This is a genomic window from Streptomyces sp. NPDC017991, from assembly GCF_044328075.1.
Classification (GTDB): Bacteria; Actinomycetota; Actinomycetes; order Streptomycetales; family Streptomycetaceae; genus Streptomyces.
In genome coordinates this window covers 319,691-335,721 of sequence record NZ_JBIRGP010000005.1, presented here as the reverse complement: position 1 = coordinate 335,721, position 16,031 = coordinate 319,691, and the positions used below count along the sequence as shown (strand labels likewise).

At 71.1% G+C, this 16,031-nt stretch carries 15 protein-coding genes and 1 pseudogene; 5 read left to right on the top strand and 11 right to left on the bottom strand.

Going from position 1 to position 16,031, the window contains the following annotated elements:
- Positions 1-199: 199 nt before the first annotated feature.
- From glnII to ACH4DZ_RS17775, 3 genes and pseudogenes are all read right to left on the bottom strand, one after another.
- Positions 200-1,228 (bottom strand): glutamine synthetase, encoded by a 1,029-nt coding sequence (gene glnII / locus ACH4DZ_RS17785; protein ID WP_398288050.1) that lies wholly within the window; start codon positions 1,226-1,228, stop codon positions 200-202.
- Between the two features lie 298 nt (positions 1,229-1,526).
- Complete coding sequence (locus ACH4DZ_RS17780; RefSeq protein WP_398288049.1) at positions 1,527-2,228, bottom strand: hypothetical protein; 702 nt, start codon at positions 2,226-2,228, stop codon at positions 1,527-1,529.
- A 161-nt stretch (positions 2,229-2,389) separates the two neighbouring features.
- Positions 2,390-2,757, bottom strand: a pseudogene (locus ACH4DZ_RS17775) (ArsC/Spx/MgsR family protein).
- 165 nt (positions 2,758-2,922) lie between these two features.
- Between ACH4DZ_RS17775 and ACH4DZ_RS17770 the strand changes: the two are divergent.
- On the top strand, positions 2,923-3,231 hold the full coding sequence (locus tag ACH4DZ_RS17770) for a hypothetical protein (protein WP_398288048.1): 309 nt from the start codon (positions 2,923-2,925) through the stop codon (positions 3,229-3,231).
- 58 nt (positions 3,232-3,289) lie between these two features.
- Here the strand turns inward: ACH4DZ_RS17770 and ACH4DZ_RS17765 are convergent, their stop codons facing one another.
- Positions 3,290-4,492: a winged helix DNA-binding domain-containing protein gene (locus tag ACH4DZ_RS17765; protein WP_398288047.1), complete on the bottom strand. Its 1,203-nt coding sequence runs from the start codon at positions 4,490-4,492 to the stop codon at positions 3,290-3,292.
- Between the two features lie 359 nt (positions 4,493-4,851).
- Here ACH4DZ_RS17765 and ACH4DZ_RS17760 point away from each other — a divergent pair, with 359 nt between their 5' ends.
- On the top strand, positions 4,852-5,145 hold the full coding sequence (locus ACH4DZ_RS17760; RefSeq protein ID WP_398288046.1) for a hypothetical protein: 294 nt from the start codon (positions 4,852-4,854) through the stop codon (positions 5,143-5,145).
- Positions 5,146-5,250: 105 nt separating this feature from the next.
- On the opposite strand, the gene glnA is transcribed toward ACH4DZ_RS17760, so the two are convergent.
- Positions 5,251-6,660 carry a type I glutamate--ammonia ligase gene (gene glnA / locus ACH4DZ_RS17755; RefSeq protein WP_398288045.1) on the bottom strand — a complete coding sequence of 470 codons (1,410 nt, stop codon included), beginning with the start codon at positions 6,658-6,660 and terminating at the stop codon, positions 5,251-5,253.
- A gap of 199 nt (positions 6,661-6,859) precedes the next feature.
- On the opposite strand from glnA, the gene ACH4DZ_RS17750 reads away from it, so the two are divergent.
- Positions 6,860-7,327 carry an RDD family protein gene (locus tag ACH4DZ_RS17750; RefSeq protein WP_398288044.1) on the top strand — a complete coding sequence of 156 codons (468 nt, stop codon included), beginning with the start codon at positions 6,860-6,862 and terminating at the stop codon, positions 7,325-7,327.
- A 98-nt stretch (positions 7,328-7,425) separates the two neighbouring features.
- On the opposite strand, the gene ACH4DZ_RS17745 is transcribed toward ACH4DZ_RS17750, so the two are convergent.
- The 4 genes from ACH4DZ_RS17745 to lipB all read right to left on the bottom strand — a co-directional run bounded on the left by ACH4DZ_RS17745 (position 7,426) and on the right by lipB (position 10,877).
- Complete coding sequence (locus tag ACH4DZ_RS17745) at positions 7,426-8,124, bottom strand: DUF4191 domain-containing protein (protein WP_189776609.1); 699 nt, start codon at positions 8,122-8,124, stop codon at positions 7,426-7,428.
- 118 nt (positions 8,125-8,242) lie between these two features.
- A complete protein-coding gene (locus ACH4DZ_RS17740; RefSeq protein ID WP_398288043.1) occupies positions 8,243-8,443 on the bottom strand; it encodes a hypothetical protein in 201 nt (66 codons plus the stop codon).
- A gap of 303 nt (positions 8,444-8,746) precedes the next feature.
- Complete coding sequence (lipA, locus tag ACH4DZ_RS17735; protein ID WP_398288041.1) at positions 8,747-9,712, bottom strand: lipoyl synthase; 966 nt, start codon at positions 9,710-9,712, stop codon at positions 8,747-8,749.
- Between the two features lie 367 nt (positions 9,713-10,079).
- A complete protein-coding gene (gene lipB, locus ACH4DZ_RS17730) occupies positions 10,080-10,877 on the bottom strand; it encodes a lipoyl(octanoyl) transferase LipB (protein WP_398288040.1) in 798 nt (265 codons plus the stop codon).
- 282 nt (positions 10,878-11,159) lie between these two features.
- Here lipB and ACH4DZ_RS17725 point away from each other — a divergent pair, with 282 nt between their 5' ends.
- Positions 11,160-12,641, top strand: coding sequence for a regulator (locus ACH4DZ_RS17725; RefSeq protein WP_398288039.1), 1,482 nt, complete (start codon positions 11,160-11,162; stop codon positions 12,639-12,641).
- Positions 12,642-12,916: 275 nt separating this feature from the next.
- Here the strand turns inward: ACH4DZ_RS17725 and ACH4DZ_RS17720 are convergent, their stop codons facing one another.
- Positions 12,917-14,290 (bottom strand): NAD(P)/FAD-dependent oxidoreductase, encoded by a 1,374-nt coding sequence (locus ACH4DZ_RS17720; protein WP_398288038.1) that lies wholly within the window; start codon positions 14,288-14,290, stop codon positions 12,917-12,919.
- A gap of 230 nt (positions 14,291-14,520) precedes the next feature.
- On the bottom strand, positions 14,521-15,420 hold the full coding sequence (locus ACH4DZ_RS17715) for a TIGR01777 family oxidoreductase (protein ID WP_398288037.1): 900 nt from the start codon (positions 15,418-15,420) through the stop codon (positions 14,521-14,523).
- Positions 15,421-15,515: 95 nt separating this feature from the next.
- Here ACH4DZ_RS17715 and ACH4DZ_RS17710 point away from each other — a divergent pair, with 95 nt between their 5' ends.
- Positions 15,516-16,004 (top strand): GNAT family N-acetyltransferase, encoded by a 489-nt coding sequence (locus tag ACH4DZ_RS17710; RefSeq protein WP_398288036.1) that lies wholly within the window; start codon positions 15,516-15,518, stop codon positions 16,002-16,004.
- Positions 16,005-16,031: the final 27 nt, after the last annotated feature.

The window sequence follows — 16,031 nt, the reverse complement described above, 5'->3', positions numbered from 1 at the left end:
AGCCGGAGCACCCCGAAGGAGCGCGGGCAACGGCCCCCACCCAGGGGGCGCGGGCAACGGCCCCCACCCAAGGGGCGCGGGGAACTGCGCGAACGGCCCCCACCGACCCGCACGCACCCACAAACCCCCATGTCCCCCCCGCGGACGCGAAAAGGCGCTCACCACGCAGGTGAGCGCCCCCTCAAGCAGAACGGCCGGTTCAGACCTGCCCAGCCTTCTCCAGCGCGGAACAGCACGTGTCGACGATCAGCCGAGTCACCACATACGGGTCGACGTTCGCGTTCGGACGCCGGTCCTCGATGTACCCCTTGCCGTCCTTCTCGACCTGCCAGGGGATACGGACCGAGGCACCACGGTTGGACACACCGTACGAGTACTCGTTCCACGGAGCCGTCTCGTGCAGCCCCGTCAGCCGGTCGTCGATGCCCGCGCCGTAGTTCTTGACGTGGTCGAGCGGCTTCGAGCCCTCACCCAGCGACTCGCACGCGGTGATGATCGCCTCGTACCCCTCGCGCATCGCCTTCGTGGAGAAGTTGGTGTGCGCACCGGCACCGTTCCAGTCGCCCTTCACCGGCTTCGGGTCCAGCGTCGCGGAGACGTTGAAGTCCTCGGCGGTGCGGTAGAGCAGCCAGCGGGCCACCCACAGGTGGTCGGAGACCTCCAGCGGCGAGACCGGGCCGACCTGGAACTCCCACTGCCCGGGCATGACCTCGGCGTTGATGCCGGAGATGGCGAGACCGGCCTTGAGGCAGTTGTCCAGATGCGCCTCGACGATCTTGCGGCCGAAGATCTCGTCCGCGCCGACGCCGCAGTAGTAGCCGCCCTGCGGGGCCGGGAAGCCGCCCACGGGGAAACCGAGCGGACGCTCGCCGTCGAAGAAGGTGTACTCCTGCTCGATGCCGAAGATCGACTCCTGAGCGGCGAACTTCTCCGCGACCTCGCTGAGCGCGGCACGCGTGTTGGACTCGTGCGGCGTCATGTCGATGTTGAGGACCTCGCACATGACGAGGATGTCGTCACCGCCGCGGATCGGGTCCGGGAAGGTCGCGACCGGCTTGAGCACACGGTCCGAGGCGTGACCCTCGGCCTGGTTCGTGGACGACCCGTCGAAGCCCCAGATCGGCAGCTCCGCACCCTTCGCGTCGTCGGCCAGTATCTTCGTCTTCGAACGGAGCTTGGCCGTCGGCTCGGTGCCGTCGATCCAGATGTACTCAGCCTTGAAGGTCACGGGCCACATCCTTCGGGGTGGGTCTCTAAGCGCAGTGCGGGAGCTGCGGCGCTGCGGCACCGGGGCGCCGCGGAGGATGCCCGAAGCCTGTCAACAGGCAGTTTCCCGATCATTGCCCGGATGTGAACCCCGTGTTACCTGACGCCTCTGTGGTGCGGGTCACCCACGGAGAGCGTCCCCGACTCGTATGCGATGGGTTTCGGACAGGTGGCGGCCGGGGCCGCCACCCGACGCGAAACGGAGCGGGCGGGACGGAGTGGCTGGAACGGAGCGGTCCGGTGGGGGCCGGTGGGGGCCGTCAGCCCACCTTCTCGATGAGGGCCTTGCGGATCAGGAACTTGCCGGGCTCGCGAACCTGCTCGAACGCCTCGTTGTTGAGAAGCGCGCAGCTGCCGGAGACCGAGGTGACCTCCACGGTCGTGGACTTGTTGTTGTCCAGGTTCGTGACCCTGAGCTTCGTACCGGCGGGGAACTGGTTGCTGGACGCGGCGGGCGCGCCCGCCTCACCGGAGAGGGTGACCGTGGACCCGTTGCAGACCTGCTCGCCGACCGCGGCGGCGTCGCCTCCGGCGGCGGGGGCGGACGCGGCCTGCGACGGCTGCCCGGCGGGGGCGGACGCGGCGGGCGGTGCCTCGGTCCCTGCCCCAGCACCGGCTCCGGCCCCTTCACCCACGTTGGCGTCGGACTCGCCGACCGTGCACCCGGAGGCCTCCTGCTGCACCTTGATCTGGGCGATGACCGCTTCGCGGTTGGCGATCCGCGCCTCGGACTGGGCGTCCGGAGCGGTGCGCTGTCCCTCGATGAACTTCTCGTTGTTGCCGAGGGCGGTGGCCAGTCCGTCGCACACCACGGAGGACTTCGTGGAGGGCTGCGCGGAGTTCGTGGCCGGCGTCGCGTTCGATGTGGCGGCCAGGGCGAAGGCCCCACCACCGGCCACCGCGGCGGCGCTCACCAGCAGGGCGATCTTCTTCTTCGTCCCGAGAGTTCTTCTGCGCGACATCAACGGCTCCTGTCCCCGGCCGCCCCTGGCGGCGGCCGTTCGCCGTTATGTACGAGATACCGAACAGACTTGCTCAGTGATTGACACGAGTCACTTGAGTAACGTGGATCACACGGCAGTTGACCCCTGGGCGGCGAGGGCGGCGAGGGCGGCGAGGGCAGTCAGGACCGCCGCCGGCCCAGAGCGTCCCGCACCGCCTCGTCCGTCCGCGCGACGACGGCGGTCCCGTCCTCCGCGGTGATGACGGGCCGCTGGATGAGCCGGGGATGCCCGGCCGGCGCCGCGACCCACCGCTCCCGCGAACCGGCGTCACGGGCCCACTCCTTCAGCCCCAGCTCCTTCGCCTCGGCCTCCTGGGTCCGGGTGATGTCCCAGGCTCAAGGTCGAGCCGATCCAGGACGTCCCGGATCTCGGCCTCGCTCGGCACGTCCTCCGGATGGCGCCTGACCGTGTACCCGGCCCCCTCCGCGTCCAGCAGGCCGATGGCGCCGCGGCACTTCGAACAGGCCGGATTGATCCAGATCTCCATGCCGCACAAGGTACGTGGGAACACCGTGCCACTCACTTGTCACGGCACCCCCAAAACGCCTGTGGCCAGGGGCGATTGTCAGTGGGCGGCAGTAGAATAGAAGCAGTGTTCGAGGGTGCCGCCGGAGAGGCCGGCCGGTGCCCTGACCGCGACAGGAGGATGCCTGTGCCCGCTGCCGCACTGAGTCCGCTGCCCACCCAGTCCACGGCCAGGAGGGCGGTCCAGCTCGACCTGCCCTACCAGCCCGTCGAGAAGCGCCCGCTGCCACCGGGGCGCCCGCGTGAGTGGTACGTCACGCACAACCGCCGCCTCAAGGCGATGCGGCTGGCCATCGCCCTCCTCGACTCCGGCGTCTACGTACCCAGGCAAGCCCACAACGACACGATCCGCGGCACGGCCGCACTCATAGGCGTACACCCCCCGTCGGACACGACCTGCCACATGGTCCGGGCTCTGATGAGGTACGCCCGCTGAGCCCACGCCCGTAGCGCCGCCCGCGTCCCGGGCGGCGCGTCGGCGTGGTTCTACGCGCTCAGGCGGACGCCAACTCCCGCTCCAGCGGCGTCCGGAAGCGGGGGGTGACCCGGGTGGGCCCCATCCACGACCGCAGCCGGTCCGCCTCCCTCTGGATCGCTTCCGAGGCCTCGGCCCCCGTACCCTCGCCGTCCGCGTCCTCGCCGTCCAGGTCCAGCAGTCGCCAGGCGATTCCGCCGTCGGGGCGCTGGGCCCAGCCGCCCACGATCCGCCCGTCCCACCAGACGGTCGGCCCGATGTTCCCGCTGCGGTCGAAGAGCGCGGGCCGCAGCCCGGGCGGGCAGTACCAGTCCCGTTCCCGCCAGCCCATGGCCGTCGGGTCCAGGCCGGGCAGCAGCGCGGCCCACGGCTCGACGGCCTCGGCCGGCTCCACCGCGTCGGCGAGCACGTACGCCACGCCTTCGTCCACCGAGACGGTCACCGCTCGCACCGCGCCCAGCGCCCGCCGTACGTCGCCGACCTTCCACCCGGTCCACCACTTGAGGTCGGCCTCCGTGGCCGGCCCGCACGCGGCGAGCCAGCGCCGGATCAGCTCCGCCTGGGCCTCGGCGACGGGCAGTTCGGCGCACGGGGGAGCCGCGGCCCACCGGAACTGCGTGGACGTCCACGACCCGAGCGGCCGGCCCCGTACGACCCGGCCCTCGATCCCCAGGACACGCAGCAGCCGCGACGAAACGGTGTGCACTCCTTCGTAACCCTTGCCCGGCGCGTACGCGAACTGCTCCCTCAACCGGGGCTCCTCGCGGGCCAGTTCGGCGGCCGTCGCCTCACCGCGCCGGGCCAGCGCGGCCAGCGCGGACGTCTCCACCTCCGCGAGCCACTCCGCGTCGGGAGCGCCGACCTGGGCCATGTCCTTGACCAGGGAGGCGCGCGCCCGCGCGGCCACGGCGAGTCCGGTGGACGCGTGCACGACCGGAACGAGCTCGGTGGGGAACACGAAGACGGTCTGCCGCATGCCGTGCATCCGGATCAGCGTCCGGTCCTCGTACAGAGCCCGTTCCATCTCCGGTACGGTCCTTGCCGCATCGGTGAGCCGGGCCCCCACGGCGAGATGGACGCTCGCCGGATCCGTCCCGTGCAGCGCCACCAGCGAGGCCGCGACCTCCTCGGGAGTGCTCGCCCGGGCGGCCCCGGCCAGCCGTTGCCCGACGGCCAGCCGAGCCCGCCGCTCGGCCACCCCGATGTACCGCTGCCCGCTCATACCGTTCCCCCTGTCCGGCCCGTTCTCGGATTCTCTCGGATTGTCCCTGGCTCCGGCTTCGACCGGGGGCCGGGGCCGGGAGCCGGGACGGGGGAGGGGGCGAGGAGCGCGGTGGCCCCGGACGCAGATTTACTCACTCCGAAGCACCCTCATTGTTCCCCTCTGTGACGATTTCGCTTGACCCCGGGCTGTTTTGTGACTGCTCGTAAGCGGACCCGGCCGTTATTCGTTTCCGCCGGACAGGGATCGCCCGGCATCCTGAGGACTACTCTCGACGTCACCGACGGCCCGGTGCACGGTCCGCTACCGCGTCGGACAGCTCAAGGTCCCACCATCACCCACGCACAAGGAGACCCGCCATGGGTACCTTGATCATTTCGGCGATCCTGGTCCTGGTAGTCCTGGGGTTCAACAGCCCCGTCTGGTGGCTCGCCGCAGCCGCCCTGATCTATCTCTACGTCCGCCACGTCCGAGTGGACCAGAGTGCCCCCGGCCCGTCGTCGGGCGGTGGTTCGAGTTCGGGTCCGGGTTCGGGTTCGAGCTCCGCGACCCGCATGGACAGCGACTACCACTCGTACCGCCGGCGCCGCGACCGCATGGCCAGGTGGGAACGCCGCTACAGCCGCGAACGCCCGTGGAACGTCAAGAAGTGACGAAGCCCCGCCACTGCCCGAGGGGCGATGGCGGGGCTCCGATCAAGCCGCGAGGCGTTCCGCGTGCCGACGGCGCCGACCGGTCAGCGGGCGGCGCCGGATCGATCACACGTCGTAGTACAGCTCGAACTCGTGCGGGTGCGGACGCAGCTGCAGCGGGGCGATCTCGTTCGTGCGCTTGAAGTCGATCCACGTCTCGATCAGGTCGGACGTGAAGACGTCGCCGGCGAGCAGGAACTCGTGGTCGGCCTCAAGGCGGTCGAGGACGGCCGGGAGCGAGGTCGGGACCTGCGCCACGCCCGCGTGCTCCTCGGGCGCCAGCTCGTAGAGATCCTTGTCGATCGGCTCGGCCGGCTCGATCTTGTTCTTGATGCCGTCGAGGCCCGCGAGCAGCAGCGCCGAGAAGGCGAGGTACGGGTTGCCGGAGGAGTCGGGCGCGCGGAACTCGACGCGCTTGGCCTTCGGGTTCGAGCCGGTGATCGGGATACGCATGGCCGCGGAGCGGTTGCGCTGCGAGTACACCAGGTTGACCGGGGCCTCGAAGCCGGGGACCAGACGGTGGTACGAGTTCACCGTCGGGTTGGTGAAGGCCAGCAGCGACGGGGCGTGCTTGAGGATGCCGCCGATGTAGAAGCGGGCGGTGTCCGACAGGCCCGCGTAACCGGCCTCGTCGTAGAACAGCGGGTCGCCGTTGGCCCACAGCGACGAGTGGATGTGCATGCCCGAGCCGTTGTCACCGAAGATCGGCTTCGGCATGAAGGTCGCGGTCTTGCCGTTGCGCCAGGCCACGTTCTTCACGATGTACTTGAAGAGCTGGAGGTCGTCGGCCGCGGCGAGCAGCGTGTTGAACTTGTAGTTGATCTCGGCCTGGCCGGCCGTGCCCACCTCGTGGTGCTGGCGCTCGACCTGGAGACCGGACTTGGCCAGCTCCAGGGAGATCTCCGCACGCAGGTCGGCGAAGTGGTCGACCGGCGGGGTCGGGAAGTAGCCGCCCTTGTAGCGGACCTTGTAACCGCGGTTGTCCTCGATCGCACCGGTGTTCCAGGCGCCGGCCTCGGAGTCGATGTGGTAGAAGGCCTCGTTCGCCTTGGTGTCGAAGCGCACACTGTCGAACACGTAGAACTCGGCCTCGGGGCCGAAGAACGCGGTGTCGGCGATACCGGTCGACGCGAGGTACGCCTCGGCCTTCTTCGCCACGTTGCGCGGGTCACGGGAGTACTGCTCACCCGTGATCGGGTCGTGGATGAAGAAGTTGATGTTGACCGTCTTGTCGCGGCGGAAGGAGTCGACGCGCGCGGTGGACAGGTCGGCGCGGAGCGCCATGTCGGACTCGTGGATGGCCTGGAAGCCGCGGATGGAGGAACCGTCGAAGGCCAGTTCCTCGGTCGGGTCGAAGGCCTCCGCCGGAATCGTGAAGTGCTGCATCACACCCGGCAGGTCGCAGAAGCGGACGTCGACGAACTTGACGTCCTCGTCCTTGATGAACTTCTTGGCCTCGTCGGCGTTCTGGAACATCCAGCTCCTCCTACTCCCGCTCACTTCGGACCGGGGTGGTAGTTCGTTCGTGCGGCCAGTGCGGTGGCACACGCTGAGCCCGACCTTAAAGACGGGTGATTTCTCCAGCGTGACCCATTTGTTTCGCCCAAGTTAACCGGACGAGGTCCGGTGTACCCCACCCGTCCGCATGGCAAAACGGTCGCAGTACCGTGGACGGGTGGACAACAGGCAAGCAATCGGATCGTGGCTGTCCGGACCCCGCGCGGCCGCGGAGGACGCCGGTGCCGACTTCGGATACCGCGGAGAGCAGCTGGGCCTGCCCGAGTCGGGCCCCGGCTCCATCGCGCGCCCCGGCAGGCGCCTGGGCGCCCTCGCCGTCGACTGGGGCCTGTGCACCTTGATCGCATACGGCCTGATCACCGACGGCTACGGCCAGGCGACCGGGAACTGGGCGCTGCTCATCTTCTTCGTCGCGAGCGTACTGACCGTGGGCACGCTCGGCTTCACACCCGGCAAGCGGCTGTTCGGCCTGCGGGTCCTCGCCCTGCGGACCGGTACGGTCAACCCGCTGCGCGCGCTGCTGCGCACGGTCCTGCTGTGCCTCGCGCTCCCGGCCCTGATCTGGGACCGCGACGGACGCGGGCTGCACGACCGCCTGGCCAACACGGTCGAGGTCAGGATCTGACCGCGCCGCCCGCCTTCGGGCGCGGGCATGGGAAAGGGGCGCCCCGGAACCGTCGGTGATTCCGGAACGCCCCGTTCCAGTGGAGCTCAGGTGTGCCGCTAGCGCATCTTCCCGCCGCGCGGCATCCGCATTCCCTTGGGCATCGGGCCCTTGGGGAGCGGCATGTTGCTCATCAGGTCGCCCAGTGCGCGCAGCCGGTCGTTGGTCGCGGTGACCTGCGGGCCGGTCAGTACGCGCGGCAGCTTCACCATCGTGGTGCGGAGCTTCTTCAGCTCGACCTGGCCCTCGCCCGTGCCGACGAGGATGTCGTGCACCGGCACGTCCGCGACGATGCGGGCCATCTTCTTCTTCTCGGCGGCCAGCAGGCTCTTCACCCGGTTCGGGTTGCCCTCGGCCACCAGCACGATGCCGGCCTTGCCCACGGCCCGGTGGACCACGTCCTGGCTGCGGTTCATCGCCACGGCCGGAGTCGTCGTCCAGCCGCGCCCGACATTGTCGAGCACCGCCGCCGCCGCGCCCGGCTGGCCCTCCATCTGGCCGAAGGCCGCCCGCTCGGCCCGGCGCCCGAAGACGATCGCCGACGCGAGGAAGGCGAGCAGGAGGCCGAGAATGCCGAGATAGATCGGGTGACCGATCCAGAAGCCGATCGCGAGGAAGACACCAAGGGTGACGATTCCGACAGCCGCGAGTACAAGACCGATCTTTTTGTCGGCCTTGCGGGTCATCTTGTAAGTCAGAGCGATCTGCTTGAGTCGCCCGGGGTTCGCAGCGTCCGCTGCGGGTTCCTTCCTCGCCATGCCGTGAAGTCTACGTGTCGGCGGGAGCGCCGACGACGGCGGTGCCGGGTCGGCCTTCGTCACGGGGCCGGAACGACCCACGTGCGCGCACGCGTCCACACTCGGAGGCGGGTGTCGCTCAGAGGTGCGTGGCGAAGGACTGCTCCACGGCGCGCTGTGTCTCGACGCGGTCCTTGGCGCGGCGACGGTCCTCAAGGACGGACGTCCAGGCGTTGCGACGGGCGGTGCGCTGGCCACTGCTCAGGAGCAGGGACTCGACGGCACGGAGTGCATCGGTGAACGACGGGATCGCTGTGGCGCGTACGGGCGCGGCCTGCATGATGGGGGTCCCCCCTCGGGACGGCGGCTCTGGCTAAGGCTCTACGGGGGTGGCTCTACGGGGTGTAGGACCAGGGTCACTGAATGGTGTTACCAGGGCGTGACCGACCGGTCAAACGCCGATGAAGCCTTGATGCGCGGGCCTGAAACCTTGACGCAGCCCTGAGGTGGCCCCCATCTGCGGGGACGCTCAGGACCGCGTCGTACAGGCCATTACTGGTGAGTAGCCACTTGTGCGCCGATTCACACGATCAGCTGGCACCGCGTGCCATCCGACGGGGTGTCCGATGGCGGCCGATACGGCTCAGACGGCCTGTGAGGCGACGTACGAACCGCGCTTCTCGATGGCCATCTGGTAGAGGCGGCCGGCCCGGTAGGAGGAGCGGACCAGCGGGCCCGACATGACTCCGGAGAACCCGATCTGGTCGGCCTCCTCCTTCAGCTCCACGAACTCGTGCGGCTTCACCCAGCGCTCGACGGGGTGGTGGCGCACGGAGGGCCGCAGGTACTGCGTGATGGTGACCAGCTCGCAGCCCGCCTCGTGGAGCTGGCGCAGGGCCTCGCTGACCTCTTCGCGGGTCTCGCCCATGCCGAGGATCAGGTTCGACTTCGTGACCAGACCGTAGTCGCGTGCCTCCGTGATGACCTTCAGCGAACGCTCGTACCGGAAGCCCGGGCGGATGCGCTTGAAGATGCGGGGGACCGTCTCCACGTTGTGCGCGAAGACCTCCGGGCGGGAGGAGAAGACCTCGGCGAGCTGGGCCGGCTCGGCGTTGAAGTCCGGGGCCAGCAGCTCGACCTTGGTCCGGCCCTCGGCGCGGTCCGCGGTCTGCTGGTGGATCTGGCGGACCGTCTCCGCGTACAGCCAGGCGCCGCCGTCGTCGAGGTCGTCGCGGGCCACGCCGGTGATGGTCGCGTAGTTGAGGTCCATGGTGACCACGGACTCACCCACGCGACGGGGCTCGTCGCGGTCCAGCGCCTCGGGCTTGCCCGTGTCGATCTGGCAGAAGTCGCAGCGCCTCGTGCACTGGTCGCCGCCGATGAGGAACGTGGCCTCGCGGTCTTCCCAGCACTCGTAGATGTTCGGACAGCCCGCCTCCTGGCAGACCGTGTGCAGGCCCTCGCTCTTCACGAGGTTCTGCATCTTCGTGTATTCGGGACCCATTTTCGCCCGGGTCTTGATCCACTCGGGCTTGCGCTCGATGGGGGTCTGGGCGTTCCGGACCTCCAGGCGCAGCATCTTGCGTCCGTCGGGTGCGACTGCGGACACATCGGCTCCCTGTAGCTTCGATTCTTCGGCGTACACCAGGGTACGCCCGTTCGGTGCTCGGCCCCCGAGGTGGGCAACCTTCGGGACGGGGGGTGCATTCCCGAAGGCTGGGGGTCACTGCCCCCAGGCTCCCGAGCCCCCGTTTTCTCGGGCGCCGGACGGGCTGAGGACCTTCGGCTGCGGGGCCGGTGGGGGCGGGCCCCAAGGATTGCGCAGTTCCCCGCGCCCCTGGGCGCCTCAGCCCGTCCGTCGCCTTCCAGCCCGTCCGGCGTTTGAGGACGAGCGCGCAAGCGCGATATGGGGGCGAGGGGCGCAGCCCCCATGCGTGGACGGGAACGGGTAGGGGCGGCGGGGGCGAGAAAAACCCCTACACCCCCGCCCCCTCGACCGCCCGAGGCAAGAGTTCCGCGTTCCCCAGGACGTCCGCCAGGTGCCGCTCGGCGACCGGCAGCACCTCCGCGATGCCGAGGTCCCGCCCCAACTCGTGCGCCAGCGACGTGACCCCCGCATCCCGGATCCCACAAGGGATGATCTTGTCGAAGCTCGACACGTCGGGATTCACGTTCAGGGCGAAGCCGTGCATGGTGACCCCCTTGGCCACCCGGATCCCCATCGCGCAGATCTTGCGGTCCTCACGCCGCTGCCCGGCGTTGGAGGGCGCGTACTCGGGCCCGTTCAGCCGCGGGTCGAACTCCTCGTCCGCCAGCCGGGGATCGAAGTCGAGGGAGAGCCCGCCGAGCGCCGGCCGCTGATCCACCGGGTCGCCCAGGACCCAGACACCGGCCCGCCCCTCCACCCGGCTGGTCTCGACGCCGAACTCCGCGCAGACGCGGATCAGCGCGTCCTCAAGGCGTCGGAGATGGGCGACGACGTCCACCGGCCGCGGCAGCTTCTGGATCGGGTAGCCGACCAGCTGCCCCGGACCGTGCCAGGTGATCTTCCCGCCCCGGTCCACGTCGACTACGGGCGTGCCGTCGAGGGGCCGCTCGTTGTCCGCCGTGCGCCGGCCGGCCGTGTAGACCGGCTGGTGCTCAAGGAGCAGACAGGTGTCGGGGATCTCGTCCTGGAAGCGGGCCGTGTGGACACGGCGCTGTTCGTCCCAGGCCTTCTGGTACTCGACGGCCTCCGCACCGAAACCCATGCGGACGAACCGCAGCTCACTCACGGCAAGCGCCTCCCTTGCAAGAGTTCGTGGGGCCCGTAAACGGTCCCGTAAGGCTCGTAAAGCCTCACGCCACTGTACGTCCGGTCCGTGCGCGTCAGCTCTGAGGGCAATCCTCACACGATCGGATGAATGAACGTCGAAGTGTGCGATCGGTTGCTTACAGACCGCTACATTCGCGCCGTTCACGAGGCTAATAAGGGCTGCTCAAGGCATGGCGGCCGACCTCGCCCCGGGCCTGCCCGCGCAGGCCCCCAGCCCGGAAGGCAGGAGTTCGCACCGCAGATGACGGAACGACCCGCGCAGCGCACCCCCAACCGTCAGCTCGCCGCACTTATCGCAGAAGCGGGGTTCTCCAACGCGGGGCTCGCCCGTCGAGTGGACCAGCTCGGCCTCGAACACGGTCTCGATCTGAGATACGACAAGACATCGGTGACCCGCTGGCTGCGAGGACAGCAGCCACGGGGCACCACACCAGCCCTGATCGCCGAGGTGTTCACCCGCCGCCTCGGCCGCCGGCTCAGCGCGCAGGACCTCGGGCTCGACGCCTGCGCACCCGTCTACGCGGGTCTTGAGTTCGCCGCCACACCGGAGGAGGCCGTCGACATCGTCGGCGGGCTCTGGCGCAAGGACTCGGGAAGTCATGCCGAGCTGCGCAAGATCGCGTTCACTCCGGCGGGGCTCGTCGTGCCCAGCCGGGACTGGCTGATCGGCCGGGCCGACGACCGGGTGAGCCGCGGAGACCCCGGTGCCGCGCGCATCCCCGTACAGGGCGGCCGACCGGTTTCCGCCAGGCCCCCGGCCGGGCCGGAACAGGTCAGGCCGCCGTTCCGGCAGCGCGCGGGCACCGAGCGCGGGACCGGGCAGCGGGTGACCGCCGGGGACATCGCGGCCCTGCGCTCGGTCGGTGAGCTCTTCCGCACACTCGACAACGCGTACGGCGGAGGGCACGCCCGGCAGGCCCTCGTGCGGTACCTGGAGCACGAACTGGAGCCGATGCTCCGCGGCACGTACGGCGAGCAGACGGGGCGCCGGCTGTTCGCCGCGGCGTCCGATCTGACCCGGCTGGCGGGTTGGACCTCGTACGACATCGCCGCGCACGGGCTCGCGCAGCGGTACTTCGTGCAGGCGCTGCGGCTCTCGCAGGCGGCGGCGGACCGGGCGTACGGCTCGTACGTGCTCGTGACGATGAGCCGGCAGGCCGTCTATCTCGGGCACGGGCGCGAGGCGGTGCAACTGGCCCGGGTCGCCCAGCAGGGCGTGGGTTCGTCCGCGCCGCCCGTCGTCCAGGCCCTGCTGTACGCGGTCGAGGCGCGGGGGCACGGGGTGCTCGGTGAGGTGCGGGCGGCCACGGCCTCGCTCGTACGGGCCGAGCGGGCCCTGGAGATCGCCCGGCCGGGGGACGAAGTCCCTTACTGGGCGCGGTTCTTCGACGAGGCGCAGTTGGCGGACGAGTTCGGGCACTGCCACCGGGATCTGCAGCAGTACCGGGCGGCGGCCCAGCATGCCGAGCGGTCGCTGCAGTTGCGCTCGCCCGGCTATGCGCGCAGCCGGCTCTTCTGCCGGGTGGTCCTCGCCTCGGCGCGGCTCGGGCTCGGGGAGCTCGACCAGGCGTGCCAGTTGGGGGCGGAGGCGGCCACCCAGGCGTCCGAGATGCGGTCGGTTCGGGCGCTGGAGTATGTGCGGGACTTCGAGCGGCGGTTGGAGCCGTATCGGGATGCCGCGCCGGTACGGGGGTATCGCGACAAGGTCGCTGCCCTCGGCTGAGCCCGGGTCCACCCGGGACCCGGTTCCCGGGAAAGGGTCGTGTTTCGGCTGCGGGCCGGCTGTGGCTGGTCGCGCAGTTCCCCGCGGCCCTGAAAGGCCGTTCCCCGCGCCCCTTTCCGGGTGGGGTGCGGGGAGTCGGCCGGAGGAGTGGAGGTCCTGCCCCGCGTCGGGACCTCCACTCCGGCTTGGCGGGGGGCCTGCTTTTAGGGGCGCGGGGAACTGCGCGACCAGCCCCCACGGACCCGCAGCCGAAGTTCGACCGCCCCCGGGAGGGGCTAAGCCGCCGTGGAGGCCGGTAACGGGGCAGCCACCGGCGCCGTCGCGGGGACGCCCAGGTCCTTCAGGAGCGCCCCCGCCGCCCGCCGGCCCGAGTGCAGAGCCCCCTGCACCGTGCTCGTGTCCCGGTGGTCGCCGCAGACGTACAGCCCCGCCAGCAGCCGCACCGGCCGGCGCAGATCGTGCGGCGGCAGCATCGCCGGGACGGCGTCGGGCGTGTGGCGGACCGCCAGCAGCTCCCAGCGGTGCGTGGCGGTGCCGTAGAGGGCCGCCAGGTGCGCCCGTACCGTACGGTCCGTGTCCGCGGGCGGTGCGCCCAGGACCGTCGACGAGATCAGGGCGCGGCCCGCGGGCGCGCGGGACGGGTCGACCTGGCTGACGACCGCCGTATGGGCCACCGGCCCCCGGCGGTCCGCGTCCAGGAGCAGCGCCGCGTCCGTCATGGGCGGCTCGTCCGCCGTGTGGTGCACCACCGTCACCGGGTGGCACGGCGGCACCCGCAGACCGGGCAGCAGCTCCGCCGCGGCGCGGGCGCCGGTCGCCACCAGAACGGCCCGGCAGCGGAGTTCACCGTGCTCCGCCGTCGTCACGGACGTGGTCGAGACGGAGGTCGCCCGCACTCCGGTACGGACCGTCCCCGGAGGCAGGGCCCCGGCGAGCAGCTCGGGCAGGGCGTCGGCACCGCCCTCGGGCAGGCACAGCCGCCCGGAGGCGAAGGCACGGAGCGTGAGGTCGGCGCACCGGCTGGACGTCGTCAGATCCGGATCGCAGAGCAGCGCCGCCAGGAGGGGGCGCAGAAAACCCTCGACCGTACGGGCGGGCATGCCGCGTGCCGCGAGCGCCCGCCCGGCGGGCCGCTCGGGCCGGGCCAGCAGCCGCTCCACGGGGACCGTCGCGATCCGGCCGAGGGCCGAGGCGAGCCGGGCCTGGTCGAGGGCGCCCCCGAGCGGGGGGTACGCCCGCGACGCGGGCGCGGGCGTGGCCGGGGGCAGTTGCCGGAGTCTGCGAGGGGGGCTCACCAAGGCGCGCGCCGCGTCGAGTGCGCCCCTTGCGCCCCCGGCGCTCGCGGGCTCACCCGCCCGGTGCACACGCCCCTCGGCGTGGACGAGGACACCGGCGGCGAACGGGCGCAGGACGAGGGCGTCCAGGCCCGGCGTCAGCCGCAGTTCCGGGTACGACGTGCAGAGGAGCCGTCCGACGCGGTCGAGACGGAAACCGTCGATCTTCTCGGTCGCCATACGGCCGCCCACCTGAGGGGCGGCCTCCAGGACGACGGTCGACACACCTGCGCTGTTCAGCCGGTGTGCGGCCGAGAGTCCCGCGACCCCGGCCCCCACGATGACGACGTCCGCCTGGCAAGCGGGCTCAAGCACATGCCCCTCCTAGAGGTCGCGCGGCTGCTTGGAGGCGTCCCGCCCCCAACGGGCATCCGGAATACCCGACTTCGGGACGAGAGTAGGGCCGCGACCGGCCGGAGGAACTCGCGCATGAACAGGGCACGGTCGCACGCCGGTCGCATGTGGTCAGGAGCACGGCGCGCGAACCATGCCCGGGGTGACAGGACCTGAGCCCGCCGCCCGTCACGGCCGCCGGCGCGCCGTACCTATGCCTGCGCCGCCCGAACGGCCTCCTCGATGCCGGGGAACGCGAAGGTGAAGCCCGACTCCAGCAGCCGGGTGGGAAGGACGCGTTGGCTGCCCAGCACCTCCTGGGCCATCTCGCCGAGCACGGCCCTCAGCACGGGCGCGGGTACCGAGAACAGCGTGGGCCGGTGCAGGACGCGCCCCATGGCGGCCGTGATCTCGCCGTTGGTGAGCGGCTCCGGAGCCGTCAGGTTGAAGGGCCCCGACAGCGAATCGGAATCGATCAGGAACCGCAGCGCGGCCACGTGGTCGTGCAGCGCGACATAGCTCCAGTACTGCCGCCCGTCGCCCATCTTCCCGCCGAGCCCCGCCTTGAACAGCGGGAAGAGCCGCCCCCAGGCACCGCCCTTGGGGGCCACCACCAGTCCGGTGCGCGCGAAGACGGTCCGTACGCCCGCCTCCTGCGCGGGCGCCGCCGCCGCCTCCCACTCCACGCACAGCGAGGGCAGGAACCCGTCCCCGGGGGGCGCGCTCTCGTCCACGGCGCGCGTGCCCGTGTCCCCGTAGAAGCCCATGGCGCTGCCGTTCAGGAAGACCCTCGGCGGCCGGTCGAGGGAGGCGGCGGCCTCCGCGAGCGTGGCGGTGCCGAGGAGCCGGCTGTCGCGGATCGTCCGCTTGTACGCGTCGGACCAGCGGCGGTCGGCGATCCCGGCGCCCGCGAGGTTCACCACGGCGTCGCAGCCGGACAGGCCCACCGCGTCCACGTAACCGCGCTCGGGGTCCCACTCGGCCTCGTCGTCCGCCCGGGCCGTACGGCGTACGAGCCGCACCACCTCGTGGCCGTCGGCGGTCAGTGAGCGCACCAGGGCCGTACCGATGAGGCCCGACGCGCCGGCCACGGCGATTCGCGAAGCTTCCATGACTCCATCCTGCGTCAGTCTCACCGGGAGCACCGCGCCGAGGGTGCCCGCGGCCGGGGGGTGGCGCCCGGCGCGCCGGCTCTACAGTGACGTGCATGTCCGAGCCGTACATACGCACCGCGGTGCCCGGGGACGAAGAGGCGCTGGGCCGTCTCGACCGCGCGGTCTGGTCCTACCAGCACGCGGTCAGGCCCCAGGAGCAGCCGCCGTACGAGCCCTTCTTCAACGACCGCTTCGGGCCCCGCGACCACCTGGTCGCCGAACTGGGCGGGCGGCTCGTCGGCTACGTACGGATCGGATTCCCGACCCCGCTCGCGTCCAACGCGCACGTACGGCAGATCCAGGGTCTCGCCGTCGCCGACGAGGCCCGCGGCAACGGAGTGGGCCGGGCGCTGGTACGCGCCGCCGTCGAGGTGGCCCGCCGCCAGGGCGCACGCCGGATCACTCTGCGCGTTCTCGGCCACAACACGCCCGCGCGCAGGCTGTACGAGTCGGAGGGCTTCGTGGTGGAGGGAATCCAGCCGGGAGAGTTCCGGCTGGCCGGCGAGTACGTGGACGACGTACTGATGGGCCGCAGGCTCTGACGGGCCGCCTCTCCGGTCGGGGCGGCG